Genomic DNA, 18157 nt, shown 5'->3' on the forward strand with positions numbered 1-18157 from the left:
ATTGACCGCTAAACTGTTTGCAATGAACAGTTTTTTCTTTTTACATGGTATTCTTATCATTTTTCTACGGTAAGAAATAAATGTGCGGTCAACTGATTTTGGATTTTAGATTTATGATTTTAGATCTTTTGATTCAAAATCTAAAATTTGCGTTCAACTCAGTGTAACCTCAGATACTCGATACCGTCAGCTGGAGATTCGGTGTACAGCAGGCAATACAGTCCGCTGGTACAAGTGGAAGCGATCGCCATAGCTGAGGATATGGAGACGTAAATTATGCACGGTTAACGGTTCATTAGCACCGACATGGGGTTCGTTGGTGTGGGTTAGCTCAGTGGGATCAACAATGGTGACACTGCCTTTGCCCATAACCTGTAACCAACCATCACGTTCAAACACTGCACAAGTATCTTCGTCAATGCCAATACCTAAGCGATCGGGATGAGCTGCGATCGCACTAATCAGCCGTCCCATGCGATTACGGTTGTGAAAGTGTTGGTCAACGATTACTTCGGGAATAAACCCTAAACCCGTTGCCATATCGACCAGGGAACGATTTGGCGACTCTCCACTACCGCCGCCAGCAATCATGTGATGCCCCATCACTGCCGCTCCTGCACTCGTGCCTGCTAAGGTTAGTTGTCCCGCCCTCACACGCTGGCGAATAATTTCCATTGCTGGCGTATCTGCCAATACACCACAGAGACGCAGCTGGTCGCCTCCTGTCAAAAATACCCCACTACAGGCTTCTAAGGATGCTTTGATCTGGGAGGCTTCACACTGTTCTCGTTCGCGGATGTCTAAAATTTCTACCTTCTGAGCACCCATTTCTTCAAAAATGCGAATATACCGACCACCGATGATGGCAGGTTCGCGAGAGGCAGATGGAATAATTGTAATATAAGCCTTACTAGCACCGGCGCGTCCAAAAAAAGTTCGTAGGATTTCGCGTCCATGAACTTTATCTTCTGCACCTCCGATAACCAGAACGGCGGTTTTAGTTGCTTGGGGTGTCCTCATTTCTAGCGATTTAGCTTGTAATTGCGGCATTGTGTTTCTCCTGTCAACAACTTCAGGTGAATTTAACAAGGTTCATAAGCAGCCATGATTTTGCGCTTTGCTTTTTTGAGAGGACACTTTTTGGAAGTTTGGAACTGGGTCAGCCACTCTCCAAATTTTCGCCTAACGCTCACGTTGCCTCAGTCTAAACGTGTTCCTTCCCATTCCTCCAAGCCAGTGCCTTGTTTTTCACCTGTCCACTTGCAGCAGGGCAAAATAGTCTTGATAGGGCTAAATTCCCTCTTTGGGGTTGAGGACGAGCAGTTAAGACTACGCTTTTTTCTGGGGCTGGCTCGATGCATCCTGGAAGTTGTTAACTTGATAAGATTATTAATTTAAATGTAGTTGTGACAACATTTAAACATAAATTAAGTAATTAGAAAAACTTTTAATCCCATCTAAAATCCAAGAGGTCTGGTAGTTTTAGATACTATTGATAAAGTTTAACTGGAGTTTGACCCGACATTGGCTTGCTGATGTTTGCTAGACATTCAAATTTAAGATTAGTGTCCTCGAATACGAATAACTGTGCGCTTTGATATAGTTACGCTTTTTCCTGACTGTTTTAACTCTGTTCTCAATTCTGGTTTGCTGGGTAAAGCCTTAGCTAAACAGATTGCCGAAGTGCATCTGGTTAACCCACGAGACTTTGCCACTGACAAGCACCGAAAAGTAGATGATGAACCTTACGGCGGCGGTGTGGGGATGCTAATGAAGCCAGAACCTATTTTTACCGCCGTGGAATCGCTGCCGATTCTACCCCGAAGAGAAGTAATTTTGATGAGTCCACAGGGTCAAACGATTAATCAACCTCTTTTGAAAGAATTGGTGACAAATTATGACCAGTTAGTAGTTATTTGCGGGCATTACGAAGGAGTCGATGAGAGGGTGCTACATTTGGTAACTCGTGAAGTATCTTTAGGCGATTTTATTCTCACTGGCGGCGAAATTCCAGCAATGGCTTTGATTAATGGTGTAGTGCGACTAATGCCAGGAACTGTGGCCAAAACCGAGTCCCTCACCGCAGAAAGTTTTGAGGAAGGGTTATTGGATTATCCTCAATATACTCGCCCTGCCGATTTTCGCGGCTTAAAAGTGCCTGATGTCTTGCTCAGTGGGAATCATGCAGCGATCGCCAAATGGCGTTACGAACAACAAATCCAAAAAACCCGCGATCGCCGCCCTGATCTTCTGGAGAAATGGGAGCAGGGGGAGTAGCGGAGGCAGGGGGCAGGGAGAGAAGAACAACCAATGACAAATGACAAATGACAAAAATTCGTATTGGTAATGGCTACGATATTCATCAACTGGTGAGCGATCGCGCTTTGATTTTAGGTGGAATTCAAATTCCCCATGAATTAGGTTTGTTGGGGCACAGTGACGCTGATGTGCTAACACACGCGATTATGGATGCCATGCTTGGGGCATTATCTTTAGGGGATATTGGTCATTATTTTCCACCAAGCGACCCGCAATGGGCCGGAGCAGATAGTTTAGTACTATTAAACCAAGTACATCAACTAATTCGGGATCAAGGTTGGCAGATCGGAAATATCGACTCGGTGGTAGTAGCAGAACGCCCAAAATTAAAGCCGCATATTCACAATATGCGCGACAAACTAGCGGCGGTTTTAGAATTAGAACCAAATCAAATTGGCATCAAAGCTACCACCAACGAAAAATTAGGCCCCGTTGGACGTGAAGAAGGTATATGTGCTTATGCTGTCGTCTTGCTAGTTGCTTCCGAATAACTTTCTTTTAGCCTCTGATAAAGATATTCAAGACTAATTAGGATGAAAATAAATTTGAAATTATGAAATTTTCTAGAAAAATATTTCTGGCAGTTAAACATTTTTGGTTGCCAATAATTTTGACTTCAGCAACAGCACTTACACTTACCGCCTGCAACCCAGCTAACTTCAAAAGTGCAGCTGCTCAAGTGCCGCAAGTCGTCACCGCAGTTTTGAGCGAACCTTCAACTTTTAACTATGCTCTGAATGAATCGGCATATAGCGTTTTTGGCTTCCTCTATGACTCATTAATTAATGAGAATCCCATAACCACAAAATTAGAGCCTGGTTTAGCAGAGTCCTGGGAAGTTTCTGAAGATGGTCAACGGATTGCGATCACTCTGCGAGAAGGAATTAAGTGGTCAGATGGTCAGCCAATGACTGTTGATGATATTGTCTTTACTTATAACGAAATCTACCTCAATCCTAAAATCCCAACCTCTCTTAAAGACGCCTTAAAAGTTGGTGATAAAGGCACTTTACCAAAGGTGAAAAAAATCGATGCGCGTCGGGTTGAATTCAGCATACAGGAACCGTTTGCTCCTTTTTTAAGATATGTAGGCGGTATCCCAATTATGCCAGCCCATGCTTTACAGGAAGCAATTCGCACAACTGGATCTGATGGAAATCCTAAGTTTCTCTCAATGTGGGGAACAGGCACTGATCCGAAGCAAATTGTTGGTAACGGCCCATATATCATGGAAAGTTACGTTTCTAGCCAGCGAGTTATATTTCGGCGTAATCCATACTACTGGCGCAAAGATGCTCAGGGTAATCCTCAGCCTTACATTGAGCGTATTGTTTGGCAAATTATTGAATCTACTGAAAACCAGTTGATTAGTTTTCGTTCTGGTCAGTTAGATGATTTAGAAGTTGCTCCTGAAGGTTTTAGTTTGCTGAAGCGAGAAGAAAAACGGGCAAATTTTGAAATTTATAACGGTGGCCCAGATACAAGTACGACTTTTATTGCTTTCAATCTGAGTCAAGCTAAGAATTCTCAGGGTAAACCTTTCGTAGACCCAATTAAATCTAAGTGGTTTAACAAAAAGGAATTCAGACAGGCTATAGCCTATGCACTCGACCGCGAAACCATGAAAACAAATGCTTTTCGGGGACTGGGTGAACTGCAAAATTCATTTGTTTATGTCAAAAGCCCCTTTTTTCTTCCTCCCGAAAAAGGATTAAGGGTATATAATTACGAACCAGATAAATCTAATAAATTACTGTTACAAGCTGGGTTTAAATATAATGCTCAAAATCAGCTTGTAGATGCTGATGGCAACCGAGTCAGATTTACACTTTTAACGAATTCGGAAAGAAAAGTTAGAGGAGATATGGCGTCTCAAATCAGGCGGGATCTCGCTAATATTGGGATTCAAGTAGATTTGCAAATTCTCAGCTTCAATTCTTATCTAGAAAAACTAAAAGTGACGCAGAATTGGGATTGTTACCTGGGAGGATTTGCTGGAGGCGGTATTGAACCCCACAGCGCTAGCAATATCTGGAGAGTTGCCGGTGCATCCCACGCATTTAATTTAGGGCCACAACCGGGAGATCCGCCTATAATTGGCTGGGAAGTTTCCGACTGGGAAAAGGAAATTGACAGCCTTTACATTAAAGGCGCACAGGTATTGGATGAAAACAAGCGCAAGGAAATTTATTATGAATATCAGCGCATAGCCTCAGAACAATTGCCGTTTATTCATTTAGTGGAAAGGTTGAATCTGCAAGCAGTGCGCGATCGCTTCCAAGGAATTAAATATACTGCTCTTGGCGGCCCATTCTGGAATCTTTACGAACTAAAAGTAACGGATTAGTCATAGGGTATTGGGCATTGGTTATTCACAAAGGACAAATGACAAATGACAAATGACAAAGGACAAATAACCCATGACCGATGAAAAAACCTTGCGATCGCTCCTCGTTGCGGTTGCCAATGGTAAAGTTACCCCAGATACGGCATTAGATTCACTCAAAGACTTAACTTATGAGTCTGTAGGTGAGTTTGCCAAAATTGACCATCATCGCCAGCTAAGAACTGGTTTCCCAGAGGTGATTTGGGGGCCTGGTAAAACTCCAGACCAAATTGCTCAAATTATGGAAGTAATGCGCCTCCGCAACCCGGTGGTGATGGCAACCCGCATTGAACCAGCAGTTTATACCACACTGGAATCAAAAGTTAGCGGTTTGCGATATTACCAATCGGCGCGAATTTGTGCGATCGCTCCTCCTACCATCGAACCACAATTTGCGGGTGAAATTGGCATTCTTTCTGCTGGTACTGCCGATTTAGCTGTTGCTGAAGAAGCTGCTGTGACTGCGGAACTTTCTGGTTTCCGGGTACAGCGCCTCTGGGATGTTGGCGTTGCGGGAATTCACCGCTTGCTGAGTAACCGCCACCTGATTGAGTCCGCATCGGTGTTAATTGTCGTGGCGGGAATGGAAGGTGCTTTACCCAGCGTTGTCGCTGGTTTAGCGAGTTGTCCTGTAATTGCCGTACCCACCAGCATCGGTTATGGCGCAAGTTTTGGCGGTTTAGCACCTTTGTTGACAATGCTTAACTCTTGTGCTGCGGGAGTAGGCGTCGTAAATATCGATAATGGTTTTGGTGCAGCAGTGTTGGCGGGGCAAATTTTGCGGACTGCCGAGAAATTGCGGTTGGCATCGGCTGCATCTTGAGTTAAGACATTAAGGTTATATCCAATATTTCAGTACACTATCAGTATTGAATGTCAAAAATAAACTGATACTGAAATTTGCTATCCCTAACCTCTTAATCACCAAATATGAGCTACTACAGCGATTTTATTTCTCAGTTATTTTGGCATTTGCCTGTAAATTTGACAGCCCTAGCACAAACGATTACTGATCCAAACATTTTGGGTCAGATTCAAAAAGCTTGGGGTCACTTTATACAAACAGGTCAAGTGTGGGCATTGTTGATTGGTTTAGTCATTGGCTATATGATTCGGAATCTAACTAGCTACGGTTGAAGCAATTTTAGATTTTAAATTTTGGATTTTGGATTGATGATTAATCTAAAATCCAAAATTGATGCCCACTTCCCTCATATTTATGACCAAAAAAGAAACTTGGAGCCAGAGGTTTGAATCAGCGTTGCATCCAGCGATCGCTCGTTTTAATGCCAGTATAGGTTTCGATATTGAATTAATAGAATATGACTTAACTGGTTCTCAAGCCCATGCCAAAATGCTCGCTCACACGGGCATTATCTCCCCAGAAGAAGGAGAGCAACTGGTTGCAGGTTTAGAACAAATTCGCCAAGAGTATCGCCAGGGTCAATTTCAGCCTGGTGTCGATGCTGAAGATGTACATTTTGCAGTTGAACGCCGACTGACAGAAATTGTCGGCGATGTGGGTAAAAAGGTGCATACGGCGCGATCGCGTAATGACCAAGTTGGTACTGATACCAGACTTTACCTCCGCGACCAAATCCAACAAATCAAAAGCGAATTGCGAGAATTTCAAGGTGTTTTACTAGATATAGCTGAAAAACACGTTGAAACGCTAATTCCTGGCTATACCCATCTACAACGCGCCCAACCCGTGAGTTTAGCTCACCACCTCTTGGCCTACTTTCAAATGGCACAGCGTGACTGGGAACGCTTAGGAGATGTTTCTCGCCGCGTGAATATCTCACCTTTGGGATGCGGTGCTTTAGCGGGAACTACTTTCCCCATTGATCGCCACTACACAGCCAAACTATTGAATTTTGACGATATTTATGCTAACAGCCTTGATGGAGTGAGCGATCGCGATTTTGCGATCGAATTCTTGTGCGCTGCTAGCTTGATTATGGTTCACCTTAGCCGCCTTGCCGAAGAAGTCATTCTTTGGTCATCTGAAGAATTTCGCTTTGTCACTCTCAAAGATAGCTGTGCCACAGGTTCCAGTATCATGCCCCAAAAGAAAAACCCCGATGTACCAGAATTAGTGCGGGGGAAAACGGGGCGTGTATTCGGTCATCTCCAAGCGATGTTGGTGATTATGAAAGGGCTACCCCTGGCGTATAACAAAGACCTGCAAGAAGATAAAGAAGGACTATTTGATAGCGTCAACACAATCAAAGCCTCTCTTGAAGCGATGACGATTTTGCTCAGGGAAGGCTTAGAATTTCGTACCCAGCGTTTAGCAGAAGCTGTGGCGGAAGATTTTTCTAACGCTACCGATGTCGCAGATTACCTAGCAGCGCGTGGCGTTCCTTTTCGGGAAGCTTACAATCTCGTGGGTAAGGTGGTAAAAACTAGTATTGCCGCAGGTAAACTCTTAAAAGATTTGAAATTGGAAGAGTGGCAAGAACTACATCCGGCATTTGCAGCAGATATTTATGAGGCGATATCCCCTCGGCAAGTTGTAGCAGCCCGCAACAGTTATGGTGGTACTGGCTTTGTACAAGTAAGCAAAGCACTCATAGCCGCCCGCGCCCAAATCACTCAATAGAATAAGTGGGGAGCAAGGAAGAGGAATTGGAATTTTCCCCTCTGCCCCCCGCACCCTGCCCCTCTGCCTCTTCTCCATGCCCAAAAATAAATAAAGGCGTACAAATATACGCCCTAAAAGATAAATAATCTAAATTAAAAAGGATTTAAGCAGACAGCTTAGTCAGTGTCAGCTGCTGTTGCTGCGCCTTCTTCTTCTTCACTCTTTGGTGGTCTTTGTTGGAACCTTCTCTGCATTCTTCCTGTCGTAGTTCGTTTACGAAACTTTCTGGCATACGCCTGGTTACGTAGCGCCTTTTCTTTTTTCGGGTTACGGCGCTTGGCCATGTTCACCTCATTAATAAACAACAAAAAAGTAGCAACTAGGCATCACGTAGGCAATATTAGCTACCAATGTTCTTGATATACTTGTAGCCTAGTGCAGCAATAAATACGCTTTAAACAGTGTACTAGTCTACCGCATTACGCCTTACTCTGTCAATAACAATTTTAGACTATCGCCGTTAGCTAGACGAAAAATACTTTTTCTAAGATTCCAATCGATGTGACAGATTGTAAATTAGCGAATTAGTTGTTGTTCCTAAAACAAACTAATCTTTTCAAAAAATAATTTACTGGATTCTGACTTCTTATTATTAATATTTTTTTGAATATGGACTGTAAAACCATCAGTTTATAGCTAGCATTAGACCTGCTAAAAGTAGCTATAAACTGAGATTTTTCCTAATTCAAAAAATTTTATGTATATCCAAATACAGTGCTTCTATTGAAACTTGATGTTAGAATCAATAATATTCTGCGTAAATCGTGAGAATAAAATCTCAAACCACGAACATTTTTGTATAAAAAAACTCAACAAAATTTTTATTAGTTGGGCATACGTGACTGGCAAGAGAAGTATATAATAAAACACAAAAATTTTGAAGATTGAAAGTTATCGCTTTTTTTCCGGCAGCTGTGCAGTTCACACGTAGCTTATGGCGTATCGGACAAACGGTATTGGGTATAATATTTCGTCACCCCATTACTGGCACTAGTATCATCCCTATTTTACCCGATGGCCGGATAGTACTAATCCGGCGGCGTGATGATGGTCTTTGGGCATTGCCTGGAGGGATGGTAGATTGGGGAGAAGATATTCCCAATACAGTCCGCCGGGAATTGATGGAGGAAACCGGGCTAGAATTGGTAAAAATTAACCGTTTGGTAGGAGTTTACTCTGCACCAGACCGAGATCCCCGAATCCATTCAATTTGCGTTGTGGTTGAAGCCGATGTGCATGGGACAATGGAAATTAAAGATACCTTGGAAGTCATGGAAATCCAAGCTTTCTCTCCTAGTGTCCTACCTTCAGGACAGATGTCTCATGACCATACTCGGCAGTTGCAAGACTACTTTAATGGCTTGACAACACTGGCATAACAATATTTTATTATTGGTCATTTGTCCTTTCTCATTGGTTCTTTATAATTTGCCGCCAAAATTCTAGCCTCTCTTCTCTACGAAAGATTACGCGAACGGCTCATACTTCTCTGTTTAAAATTTTTCCAAAACAAATGACAAAGGACAAATGGCTAATGACTATTTATTATAGTGCTACAAGTTAACTACTAAATTAAAATGGATACACTATTCCGTAACTCCCGGAGAAAGCTCTCTCAAGGGCTACTATTCTGGCGTGAAGTCGGTGAAAAAACTCCTATAATTTTTTTACATGGTGCTTGGAATGAGAGCAGTCAATGGTTATCTGTGATGGAGTCGCTTGCACAAGATTTTCATTGTTTTGCACCTGATTTATTAGGGTTTGGTGAATCAGAAAATCCTAATATCCACCATTCGATAGATTTACAAGTTGAGTGTTTGGCTGAGTTTTTACAAGCTGTCAAGCTAGAAAAAGTATATTTAGTGGGGCATTCTCTTGGGGGTTGGGTTGCTGCTAGCTATGCTTTAAAGTATCCAGAGAAAGTTGATGCTGTGGTATTGCTAGCACCAGAGGGCGTAGAGATACCAGGACAAGAACAGCATTGCCGGAAGATGCGGCAATTATTGAATTATCCACCATTAATAGTTAAATTGCTGCGATCGCTAACTCCCTTGACTAAAATTCTGGGTTGGTATGAAAAAATTGCCCAGGATTTGCAATTACGTCAGGAATTGTTGCGTTATCCCATAGCTTGCCAGTTACTCTTCAAAAGGCGACAAGCAGAAATTGAGGCGGAATTACTGCAAAAGCGGCTTTACATGACAGATGTGCCGATTTTTATTTTACAAGGTGGCCAAGATACACCAGATGCTTTAGCCAAGAGCCGGGTTTATACTCAACTGATGCCAAAAGTCGAGTTGAAAATGATTGCCCATGCCGGAAATGACTTACCAGAATCTTGTGCTGGGGTTGTGGCGATGGAGATTCGGGAGTTTATTCAAGGTATTTTAAAAAATCATGATTTAAACGAATTAAACTAGTTCATTCAGGGTTTGTTGCCAATCCACTACACATATTCCTTCGCTCTCAAACCGTGATATGTGTTTCAAGTTCGTTGTTACAACTATGACCTGATTAAAACTATTCAATTGGAGGATTGCTTGAGCAGCAAGAATTACATCACCATCCAAACTTTCATTACTTGCTGTAGGCTTCCCCTGGTTTCGTACCCATGTCCATAGTTCGGCTGCTTTTCGCATCGTTTCAGGAGTCAGTGGTATGAGACAAATTTGGCTAAGTTTGTTGAGGCGGTCTCTACTTTTTTGTTTTCTTTGTCTCAATAGTTCACGCCGAAGTTCATAATCGGCTATTCTGGCACACGTATAACAGTTTCAGTTTTCTGTAAAGATTTCAACCACTGTTGGACTTTTGGGTTTACTTTTGGATGCGTTACTTGACTCAAAGGATGAGTGTCTAGCAATATGGCTCTACCCATCTAAGTTTTTATAGTGATAACCGATTGTGGTTCAAAGCTGTCTCAATCTGTGGGTATGTTTGCTCATCGTATCCAGATTTATCAGCCATCCATTCGTCAACCAGTTCTATTACCTTTTCTAAGGAATCATCCTCTTTTGCTTCCGATTTAGAAAATTGGACAACTTGATATTCATTTAAATTAATGTGTTCTAAGTTTCCTGAGATAATAGCGGATCTGATCTGACCTCTTATACTTGACCCCGGAATCATAGGGGGTGATACAGCAGCGATATCAATGTCTCTCGTTTCACTAGAAACAGATATTGCTCTTTGATGGCTTCCAATACTCAAACTATTGGACAGTGGAGAAGATTTTTGCTCAATCAACGCATCAATTATTGCCCTAACTTTGAAAAGATCCACTAAAGAAAGGGCAGCGAGTTGTTGCATAATTACATAAAGCAATGATGCTTTGGGCATAACTTCACTCTGGGTAAACTTCTCTCTTCATTTTATTCCATCTGTGCTATCACCCATTACTATTTCGCGCATTCCCCAAAAAATCAAATTTGCTTCCACAATTAAACTATCTGCAATTTCAGGATGTAAGGCTTGCAGATAGTTTAATAATAAAGTGCGATCGCCTCCTTTAATCGCAATCTTCCCATTAGGAAATAATTGCAGCCACGCCTCAATAAAATCTTTAATTCCAGCTAAAATTGTATAAACTACCCCACTTTGAATAGCCTCTGTAGTATTGAGAGCAAAACGTGGTAGAGACGGAAAGTTTTGCATTTCCACTACTGGTAATTGTCCTGTTTGTTGACCGAGAGTTGCAAATTGTAAACCTAATCCCGGCAAAATTGCACCTCCAACTAGACACTCATTAGCATCCGCAGCCGTAAAAGTTAGCGCTGTCCCGGTATCAATTACCAACATTGGAAAACCCCACATTTTTCCCGCTCCCCATAAAGCTAAGGCGCGGTCAATTCCTAACGTGGGATACACACCTTTGAGTGGTACTTGATTTAAGGTAATAACGCGAGTATTTGGGTAAGTTTGCCAAATAGCAGTTTGGCTGGGAACTACGGAGGCGACGAGGAGAGGACAGAGGGACAGAGTATTTGTTAGAGATTCACCTTGTGGAAAAATTTTCTCTAGTAAATCATTCAGGGTTTGACATTCAGCCAGTTGTTGCATAACAGACTCAGGTAGATGGTCGGTATCCCAAGCTGAGTAAAGCGTCTCGCCAACAAACAACGCCCAATGCAGGCGAGAGTTCCCAATTTCCAAAGCTAGCCAAATATTATCTGTGTGTTCTGGGTGCTTATGCGGTTTCACACTTTTAACTTTTTTAAGTCATTCATAGATTTTTTAATAAAAATTAACATTCATCCCGTGTCACAATAAAAATAGAAGAGGAACAAATACTCATTGTGTTAAGGAGGGGAGTTATGGTAGCGCTCACCGAAAAAACTGAAAAACGGCTCACCATACAGACTGTAGAAATCGCTCAAGAGACGACGGCTATCCGCTCTCTGGATTGGGATCGCGATCGCTTCGATATTGAGTTTGGTCTGCAAAATGGTACTACTTATAACTCGTTTCTTATCCGTGGGGAGCAGACTGCCTTAGTTGATACCTCCCACGAAAAGTTTCGTCAACTATACTTCGATACGCTCACCGGACTAATCAAGCCAACAGATATTGATTATTTGATTATCAGCCACACCGAGCCAGACCATAGCGGTTTAGTTAAAGATTTACTGCTTATGGCTCCAGAAATAACTGTTGTCGGTTCTAAGGTGGCGATTCAGTTTCTTCAAGATTTTGTACATCAGCCATTCAAGCGGCGGATTGTGAAAAATGGCGATCGCTTAGATTTGGGCAATGGTCATGAATTTGAATTCGTGATTGCCCCAAATTTACACTGGCCGGATACCATTTTCAGCTTCGACCACAAAACTAAAACTCTCTATACCTGCGATGCTTTTGGGTTGCACTATTGCTCAGATAGCACCTTTGATGAAGACTTGGCGGCTATCGAAGAAGACTTTCATTACTACTACGATTGCCTGATGGGGCCAAATGCCCGCTCGGTTTTGTCTGCCCTGAAGCGGATGGGTGAACTGAAAACCATCGACATGATTGCCACGGGACACGGGCCATTATTATCCCACAATGTTGAAGAACTAGTTGGACGTTACCGCACTTGGAGCCAAACGCAAGTCAAGCCAGAAACGGCAGTGGGAATATTTTACGTTTCCGAATACGGATATAGCAATCGCCTGGTGCAAGCAATTGCCAACGGTATCGGTAAAACTGGCGTCGCCGTGGAAATTGTCGATTTGGGATCTGAAGTCGATTTACAAGAACTGCGGGAACTAGTTAGCCGTTGTGCTGGGCTAATCGTTGGTTTACCTCCGGCTTCTGGCGCTGCTAGCATCCAAGCTGCACTCAGCACAGTTTTAGGATCTGCCAAAGAAAAGCAGGCTATCGGCGTATTTGAAACCGGCGGTGGCGATGATGAGCCGATAGATCCTTTGCTAAGTAAATTCCGCAATTTGGGTTTGACAACGGTTTTTCCAGCAATTCGGATTAAAGAAACGCACACAGAAAATACCTACAAGCTGTGTGAAGAAGCGGGAACTGATTTAGCTCAATGGGTAACACGCGATCGCAGTATCAAAGCCATGAAATCCCTTGGTGCTGACTTAGATAAAGCATTAGGTAGAATTAGCGGCGGACTGTATATTATTACTGCCAAAAAAGGCGATGTATCCAGTGCGATGTTAGCCTCGTGGGTTGCTCAAGCTAGCTTCAAACCCTTGGGATTTTCCATTGCAGTCGCCAAAGATCGGGCAATTGAATCACTCATGCAAGTAGGCGATCGCTTTGTTCTCAACGTTTTAGAAGAAGGCAATTTTCAACCACTAATGAAGCACTTTTTGAAACGGTTCGCCCCTGGTGCTGATCGCTTTGAAGGAGTGAGAACCCAGCCAGCCGAAAATGGTGCGCCCATCCTCAACGATGCCCTCGCCTACATGGAGTGCGAAGTCGTTAGTAGAATGGATTGCGGCGATCACTGGGCAGTATACAGCAATGTTTACGCCGGACGGGTTTCTAAACCAGAAGCTTTGACTGCTGTACATCACCGCAAAGTCGGTAATCATTATTAACAAGGAGAGCAGGGGGCAGAGGAGCAGGGAGAATAATTCATAACCAATGCCCAATGCCCAATGCCCAATGCCCTATTCCCGAATAAAGCCATGTCAACAAATAAACCCCGTGATGTTCAAGTTTATCCAATAGCTACAAATACAAGAATACTGCGATCGCGCAGTTGGTCAAGGCTGAGATTTGAAATTGAATATGCTCTTGCTAAGGGTACAACTGCTAATTCTTATTTAATCGAAAGCGAGAAAACCGCTATTATCGATCCTCCAGGGGAAACGTTTACAGAAATTTATTTAAAAGCGTTGCAGCAGCGTTTTCATCTCGAAGACTTAGATTATGTAATTTTGGGACACGTCAACCCCAACCGCGCTGCAACTTTAAAAGCTTTGTTAGAAATTGCCCCACAAATCACTTTTGTTTGTTCTAAATCCAGGGGCAATAAATTTACGTGCAGCGCTGGAAAATCCAGATTTGCAAATTCTGGTGATGCGGGGCGAAGAAACCCTAGATTTAGGCAACGGGCATAATTTACAATTCATTCCCACCCCCAATCCCCGCTATGCAGATCAACTTTGCACCTACGATCCACAAACGGAAGTTTTGTACTCAGATAAGTTATTTGGGGCGCATGTTTGTGGAGATCAGGTATTTGATGAAGGCTGGGAAATATATAACGAAGATCGGCGCTATTATTTTGATTGCCTCATGGCTCCCCACGCCCGTCAAGTAGAAACAGCGCTGGAGAAACTAGCTGATTTTCCCGTGAGAATGTATGCCACTGGACACGGGCCTTTGGTACGCTATGGCTTAATCGATCTGACCAAAGCTTATCGAGAATGGAGTCAACAGCAAACTTCTGCTGACTTGACAGTAGCATTGATTTATGCATCAGCTTATGGAAATACAGCCACATTAGCCCAAGCGATCGCTCGTGGAATTACAAAAGCTGGTGTCGCTGTAGAATCGATTAACTGCGAGTTTACTGAACCAGAAGAAATCCGGGCGGCTGTAGAAAAAGCCGGTGGTTTCATCATCGGTTCTCCTACCCTCGGCGGTCATGCACCGACACCCGTACAAACAGCTTTAGGAATTGTGCTATCCACCGCTACTAACAATAAACTCGCTGGTGCTTTTGGTTCCTTTGGCTGGAGTGGGGAAGCAGTTGATTTAATTGAGAGTAAATTAAAAGATGCTGGCTATCGGTTTGGTTTTGATACCATCCGCGTCAAATTCAAACCCGACGATGCCACCTTACAATTGTGTGAAGAAGCTGGAACCGACTTTGCCCAAGCTTTGAAGAAAGCTAGGAAGGTGCGATCGCAGAGTCTTCCTGCAACAACTGTAGAACAAGCAGTAGGTCGCATTGTCGGTTCTCTTTGTATTCTCACAGCCAAAGAAGGCGATCGCTCCAGTGCTATGTTAGCCTCTTGGGTATCTCAAGCTAGCTTTAGTCCACCTGGTTTAACCATCGCCGTTGCTAAAGAGCGTGCAGTAGAAACACTGATGCACACGGGAAACAAATTTGTCCTGAATATTCTTAAAGAAGGCAATCATTTGGGATTGATGAAGCACTTCCTCAAACCCTTTGGCCCAGGACAAGACCGATTTGCTGATGTCGCCGCAGAAGTTGCTGAAAACGGTTCTCCCATACTTACAAATGCCCTAGCATATCTTGAATGTTCCGTACAAAACCGGATGGAATCTGGCGATCACTGGCTGGTTTATGCCACTGTCGAGAATGGCAAATTGTTAGATACTGATGGCGTTACAGCCGTGCATCATCGCAAGTCGGCAACTCATTATTAGTTGGGAATGGGGAATGGGTATTAGTAAATTCTTCCCCAGTCTCTAAAAATGAAGTTTCGACATCTCGGCATTCAAGTTCTGAGCTTGCAGTGTCGAATTTTATTATTGGTGTGCCTATTTTTCCACTGAAAACTCGAAATTTGGAAAGCGATCGCAGATCATCTTGTTTTCATGAATCGTCTATTGATAAGCTGGTCTGGATTGCTCTCACGCCTCACTCGAAGGAAGCGTGAGATGAATGCCAAAATTTTCTAATCTACACAGCAAAAACCAAGAAATCGGAAGCAGTTAAAAGAGGAGAACCCGTAATAGTAGCAAACAATCCTCCCGTACCAAAATCAGCCATCCCGTTATTTTGGTTGTAGAACAAGTTCCCATTGCTAGAGTTATAAACAATCTCTGCACTACTACCTTGGGCAAGAGAATCGCTAGTAACTACGTCAAAGTTAGAGGCAATTAATCCACCATTGCTAGTGTTGTCTAGAGCCGTAAAACTTCTTTTTGATAAGCTGATTTTGTCCATCTCAGCTGCTGAAAAGTCACTAATTTGGTCTACACCGAAAGTAGCTATGGTGAAGGCTCTTCCAGTGCTAAATTGAAAAATATCTGAACCTGTGCTTCCTGTTAGGATGTCATTACCACTATCACCATTGAGGATATCGTTACCAGCGCCTCCCTGGAGAATATCATTACCTGTTCCACCTATAAGGTTATCGTTACCATCATCTCCTTGAAGAAGATCATCACCTGTTCCACCTCCAAGCTTATCGTCACCACGATTCCCTTTTAGGGCATCGTTACCAGCATCCCCACTGAGATTATCAATGTCAGAACCGCCGATCAAAGTATCGTTACCCGCTCCCCCAGAGAAAATATTTTTTCCAGACGAATCACTGATTGTGAATATAAAATCACCACCCTCGTTTCCAAGAGCTATGTTGTTACCATCGCCAACATCTATGATGTCATTACCAAAAGCACCATCAACGTTGTCATCACCAGCTCCCACATCAATATAATCATTACCAGATCCTCCGGTAACTTGGTCTTGACCACCACCTGTAAAGACGGTTTGATCATCATCTATTCCATCGCCATCTTCATCTATACCTCCTAGATTAAAGATATCGTCGGGAGTATCGGGATTATTTCCCAATGCGGTTATTATTCCTCTTGCACCAGCAATGCCTACTTTTATAGCATCAGCAATAGTTGCACTACCGCGTTCAAAACCTACTACTAAACCCCGTCCAAGGTCATCAACTAGCCCCTGGTAAGTATTTTTAAGCCCGCTAACATCTTCTTGTACTATGAAAACAGGAATAATATTACTTGCGACTAGCCTATCTCTTAGTTGTGCAATAGTCGGATAATCTTCATCAGCATCGACTACATTATCTCCATTGTTAGGTCGAGTAATAGTAGAACCAAATTGTTGTGTTACACCATCTGGTGCTAGGTGAAAAGAAGCATCGGTAACTATTAAAGCAATACGAGTTGAACCTGATCTGTAATTGGGATCGAAAGTTAGTTGCAGAAGCGCTTCTAGTTGTGCTTCCGGCGGATCACCACCATTTTTAATAGAAAAGGTAGAGCTATTGACTGTTGCAACAACACTATTGCTATCCCTTGTCAGAGCAAGGTCTTGTCGATAAACATAGTCACCACTACTACCAAATGGACTAACTGGTTTATCTACAAAAGAGGAAACACCAAAGAAAGGGTCAGCACCAAAAATTTGTTCTAAGATTGGGTTCTGTAAATTATCTATAAGTGGGCCAATGATCTCTCTGAGTCTAGGTAAGTCATCACCAAATGACGCTGATAAGTCTTGTAGCAGAACAATATCAGATACTGGAGCCATAGTCTAAACCTCTATAGTTTCAAAAAAGTAGTTATGTTGCAAAGTGTATTATCCCTGCAATAACTTGATATTAACAGTATGTATAGATTTAAGATAGTACTTAAACTAAAAAAATAATCTCTTTAAAAAAAGTATTTACTTTATCCTTACTCAGCCTTAATTTCAGCATTTTAAAGCAATTTAAAAATCATCCCGCCAAGAAAGAATAAGTGCTTTTTGATACGAATCTCAAGTAAATTAACTATACTCTGAGCAGTCGAGCCTACTGGTAGTGGGCTTTGACAGTTGCAGTAACATTAGGATCTAAACTTGTAAGAAGATTGATTTGCAGTCTGGGATTAGATAAGGTTGCCATATTTATCTCTTGAACTGCTTACATTTTGATATCAGCCTAAAACTCAAATTTTTCGCAGGAATTTAAATTTATTACAAAAATTTGCATAGGAATTCTTAAACTACTGTAATTAGATTTTTTACTTTCATGGCAAATATCTATGCCTTTCTATACACCAGTCTGTACAAGGCTTGGGGGTTACTGCAAGTAGTGCCTTAGCTGATTTTTACTTCATCGGTTAAGGTTTTTAGAGTGATTTTTATTAATGAAATTTCAGGGATTTCAGCCCTATGTTTGAAGGCTGGTAGTGCTTATCCAAAAAGTATTGGATGTGGCTCAGGTTTTCAATGCACCAGAATCGGTCAAAAAAGTGTTAAGGGTGTTGATTGAATCAATGCTACAAGCAGCAAACGGCGAGACAGCCTAACAACCAATACGGTTCAGTTAAGCCCAAAAAACTACATTATGTAGGTTGGGTTGAGGAACGAAACCTAACGTTTTCAAGCCTTTGTTGGGTTTCACTCCGTTCAACCCAACCTACAATTATTCTTAACTTAACCGTATTGGCCTAACAACCCCGTTGTACTAAACAATCGCAAGCCGCGCATCTTTTGATGTAGTTTTTCACAAAAAACATGACATCAAAATCTAATGAACTGCTATATATAGCAGTTTGCAAGTAACTGAGGTACAAAATGCAGGAATTAAAATCAGACATAAACAGTTTTTAACTCCTGCCGACGTTCACGGACTCGCTCTAAGCAAACG

14 protein-coding genes and 2 pseudogenes are annotated in these 18157 nt (G+C 42.4%); 10 read left to right on the forward strand and 6 right to left on the reverse strand.

The window, feature by feature from the left end; genetic code table 11:
• Positions 1-186 precede the first annotated feature (186 nt).
• On the reverse strand, positions 187-1050 hold the full coding sequence (locus tag ANSO36C_RS15500) for a cyanophycinase (protein WP_251955265.1): 864 nt from the start codon (positions 1048-1050) through the stop codon (positions 187-189).
• A gap of 537 nt (positions 1051-1587) precedes the next feature.
• Here ANSO36C_RS15500 and trmD point away from each other — a divergent pair.
• The 6 genes from trmD to argH all read left to right on the forward strand — a co-directional run bounded on the left by trmD (position 1588) and on the right by argH (position 7310).
• Positions 1588-2277: a tRNA (guanosine(37)-N1)-methyltransferase TrmD gene (gene trmD, locus ANSO36C_RS15505; protein WP_251955266.1), complete on the forward strand. Its 690-nt coding sequence runs from the start codon at positions 1588-1590 to the stop codon at positions 2275-2277.
• A 47-nt stretch (positions 2278-2324) separates the two neighbouring features.
• On the forward strand, positions 2325-2810 hold the full coding sequence (ispF, locus tag ANSO36C_RS15510; RefSeq protein WP_251955267.1) for a 2-C-methyl-D-erythritol 2,4-cyclodiphosphate synthase: 486 nt from the start codon (positions 2325-2327) through the stop codon (positions 2808-2810).
• A 62-nt stretch (positions 2811-2872) separates the two neighbouring features.
• Complete coding sequence (locus ANSO36C_RS15515; RefSeq protein WP_251955268.1) at positions 2873-4666, forward strand: ABC transporter substrate-binding protein; 1794 nt, start codon at positions 2873-2875, stop codon at positions 4664-4666.
• A gap of 73 nt (positions 4667-4739) precedes the next feature.
• Positions 4740-5528 carry a nickel pincer cofactor biosynthesis protein LarB gene (larB, locus tag ANSO36C_RS15520; protein ID WP_251955269.1) on the forward strand — a complete coding sequence of 263 codons (789 nt, stop codon included), beginning with the start codon at positions 4740-4742 and terminating at the stop codon, positions 5526-5528.
• A gap of 107 nt (positions 5529-5635) precedes the next feature.
• Positions 5636-5842, forward strand: coding sequence for a hypothetical protein (locus ANSO36C_RS15525; RefSeq protein WP_251955270.1), 207 nt, complete (start codon positions 5636-5638; stop codon positions 5840-5842).
• Positions 5843-5924: 82 nt separating this feature from the next.
• Positions 5925-7310 (forward strand): argininosuccinate lyase, encoded by a 1386-nt coding sequence (gene argH / locus ANSO36C_RS15530; RefSeq protein ID WP_251955271.1) that lies wholly within the window; start codon positions 5925-5927, stop codon positions 7308-7310.
• Between the two features lie 158 nt (positions 7311-7468).
• Here argH and ANSO36C_RS15535 read toward each other — a convergent pair whose 3' ends face one another.
• On the reverse strand, positions 7469-7636 hold the full coding sequence (locus ANSO36C_RS15535; RefSeq protein WP_012412073.1) for a hypothetical protein: 168 nt from the start codon (positions 7634-7636) through the stop codon (positions 7469-7471).
• Between the two features lie 600 nt (positions 7637-8236).
• Here ANSO36C_RS15535 and ANSO36C_RS15540 point away from each other — a divergent pair.
• Both ANSO36C_RS15540 and ANSO36C_RS15545 read left to right on the forward strand, forming a co-directional pair.
• Complete coding sequence (locus ANSO36C_RS15540) at positions 8237-8731, forward strand: NUDIX hydrolase (protein ID WP_251955272.1); 495 nt, start codon at positions 8237-8239, stop codon at positions 8729-8731.
• A 198-nt stretch (positions 8732-8929) separates the two neighbouring features.
• The gene (locus ANSO36C_RS15545; RefSeq protein WP_251955273.1) at positions 8930-9772 is read left to right on the forward strand and encodes an alpha/beta fold hydrolase; all 843 of its coding nucleotides are present in this window, start codon (positions 8930-8932) and stop codon (positions 9770-9772) included.
• Here the strand turns inward: ANSO36C_RS15545 and ANSO36C_RS34895 are convergent.
• From ANSO36C_RS34895 to ANSO36C_RS15560, 3 genes and pseudogenes are all read right to left on the reverse strand, one after another.
• Positions 9764-10227: pseudogene (locus ANSO36C_RS34895) on the reverse strand (type II toxin-antitoxin system VapC family toxin). The gene ANSO36C_RS15545 and the pseudogene ANSO36C_RS34895 overlap by 9 nt on opposite strands.
• 8 nt (positions 10228-10235) lie before the next feature.
• Entirely contained in the window at positions 10236-10688 is a 453-nt protein-coding gene (locus tag ANSO36C_RS15555; protein WP_251955275.1) for a hypothetical protein, read from the reverse strand.
• Between the two features lie 27 nt (positions 10689-10715).
• Positions 10716-11549, reverse strand: a complete 834-nt coding sequence (locus ANSO36C_RS15560; RefSeq protein ID WP_251955276.1) for a pantothenate kinase — start codon at positions 11547-11549, stop codon at positions 10716-10718.
• A 113-nt stretch (positions 11550-11662) separates the two neighbouring features.
• On the opposite strand from ANSO36C_RS15560, the gene ANSO36C_RS15565 reads away from it, so the two are divergent.
• Positions 11663-13387, forward strand: coding sequence for a diflavin flavoprotein (locus tag ANSO36C_RS15565; protein WP_251955277.1), 1725 nt, complete (start codon positions 11663-11665; stop codon positions 13385-13387).
• A 90-nt stretch (positions 13388-13477) separates the two neighbouring features.
• A pseudogene (locus ANSO36C_RS15570) lies at positions 13478-15191 on the forward strand (diflavin flavoprotein).
• Between the two features lie 256 nt (positions 15192-15447).
• On the opposite strand, the gene ANSO36C_RS15575 reads toward ANSO36C_RS15570, so the two are convergent.
• Positions 15448-17055 (reverse strand): hypothetical protein, encoded by a 1608-nt coding sequence (locus ANSO36C_RS15575; protein ID WP_251955278.1) that lies wholly within the window; start codon positions 17053-17055, stop codon positions 15448-15450.
• Positions 17056-18157 lie beyond the last annotated feature (1102 nt).

It is taken from the genome of Nostoc cf. commune SO-36, from assembly GCF_023734775.1.
Taxonomy (GTDB): domain Bacteria; phylum Cyanobacteriota; class Cyanobacteriia; order Cyanobacteriales; family Nostocaceae; genus Nostoc; species Nostoc commune_A.

Excerpts from the sequence above, each read along its gene's own strand:
- ANSO36C_RS15515 (WP_251955268.1), top strand. The coding sequence starts at position 2,873 with ATGAAATTTTCTAGAAAAATATTTCTGGCAGTTAAACATTTTTGGTTG.
- ANSO36C_RS15535 (WP_012412073.1), bottom strand. The coding sequence starts at position 7,636 with ATGGCCAAGCGCCGTAACCCGAAAAAAGAAAAGGCGCTACGTAACCAG.
- ispF (WP_251955267.1), top strand. The coding sequence starts at position 2,325 with ATGACAAAAATTCGTATTGGTAATGGCTACGATATTCATCAACTGGTG.
- larB (WP_251955269.1), top strand. The coding sequence starts at position 4,740 with ATGACCGATGAAAAAACCTTGCGATCGCTCCTCGTTGCGGTTGCCAAT.
- ANSO36C_RS15555 (WP_251955275.1), bottom strand. The coding sequence starts at position 10,688 with ATGCCCAAAGCATCATTGCTTTATGTAATTATGCAACAACTCGCTGCC.
- ANSO36C_RS15545 (WP_251955273.1), top strand. The coding sequence starts at position 8,930 with ATGGATACACTATTCCGTAACTCCCGGAGAAAGCTCTCTCAAGGGCTA.
- argH (WP_251955271.1), top strand. The coding sequence starts at position 5,925 with ATGACCAAAAAAGAAACTTGGAGCCAGAGGTTTGAATCAGCGTTGCAT.
- ANSO36C_RS15525 (WP_251955270.1), top strand. The coding sequence starts at position 5,636 with ATGAGCTACTACAGCGATTTTATTTCTCAGTTATTTTGGCATTTGCCT.
- ANSO36C_RS15575 (WP_251955278.1), bottom strand. The coding sequence starts at position 17,055 with ATGGCTCCAGTATCTGATATTGTTCTGCTACAAGACTTATCAGCGTCA.
- ANSO36C_RS15565 (WP_251955277.1), top strand. The coding sequence starts at position 11,663 with ATGGTAGCGCTCACCGAAAAAACTGAAAAACGGCTCACCATACAGACT.
- ANSO36C_RS15500 (WP_251955265.1), bottom strand. The coding sequence starts at position 1,050 with ATGCCGCAATTACAAGCTAAATCGCTAGAAATGAGGACACCCCAAGCA.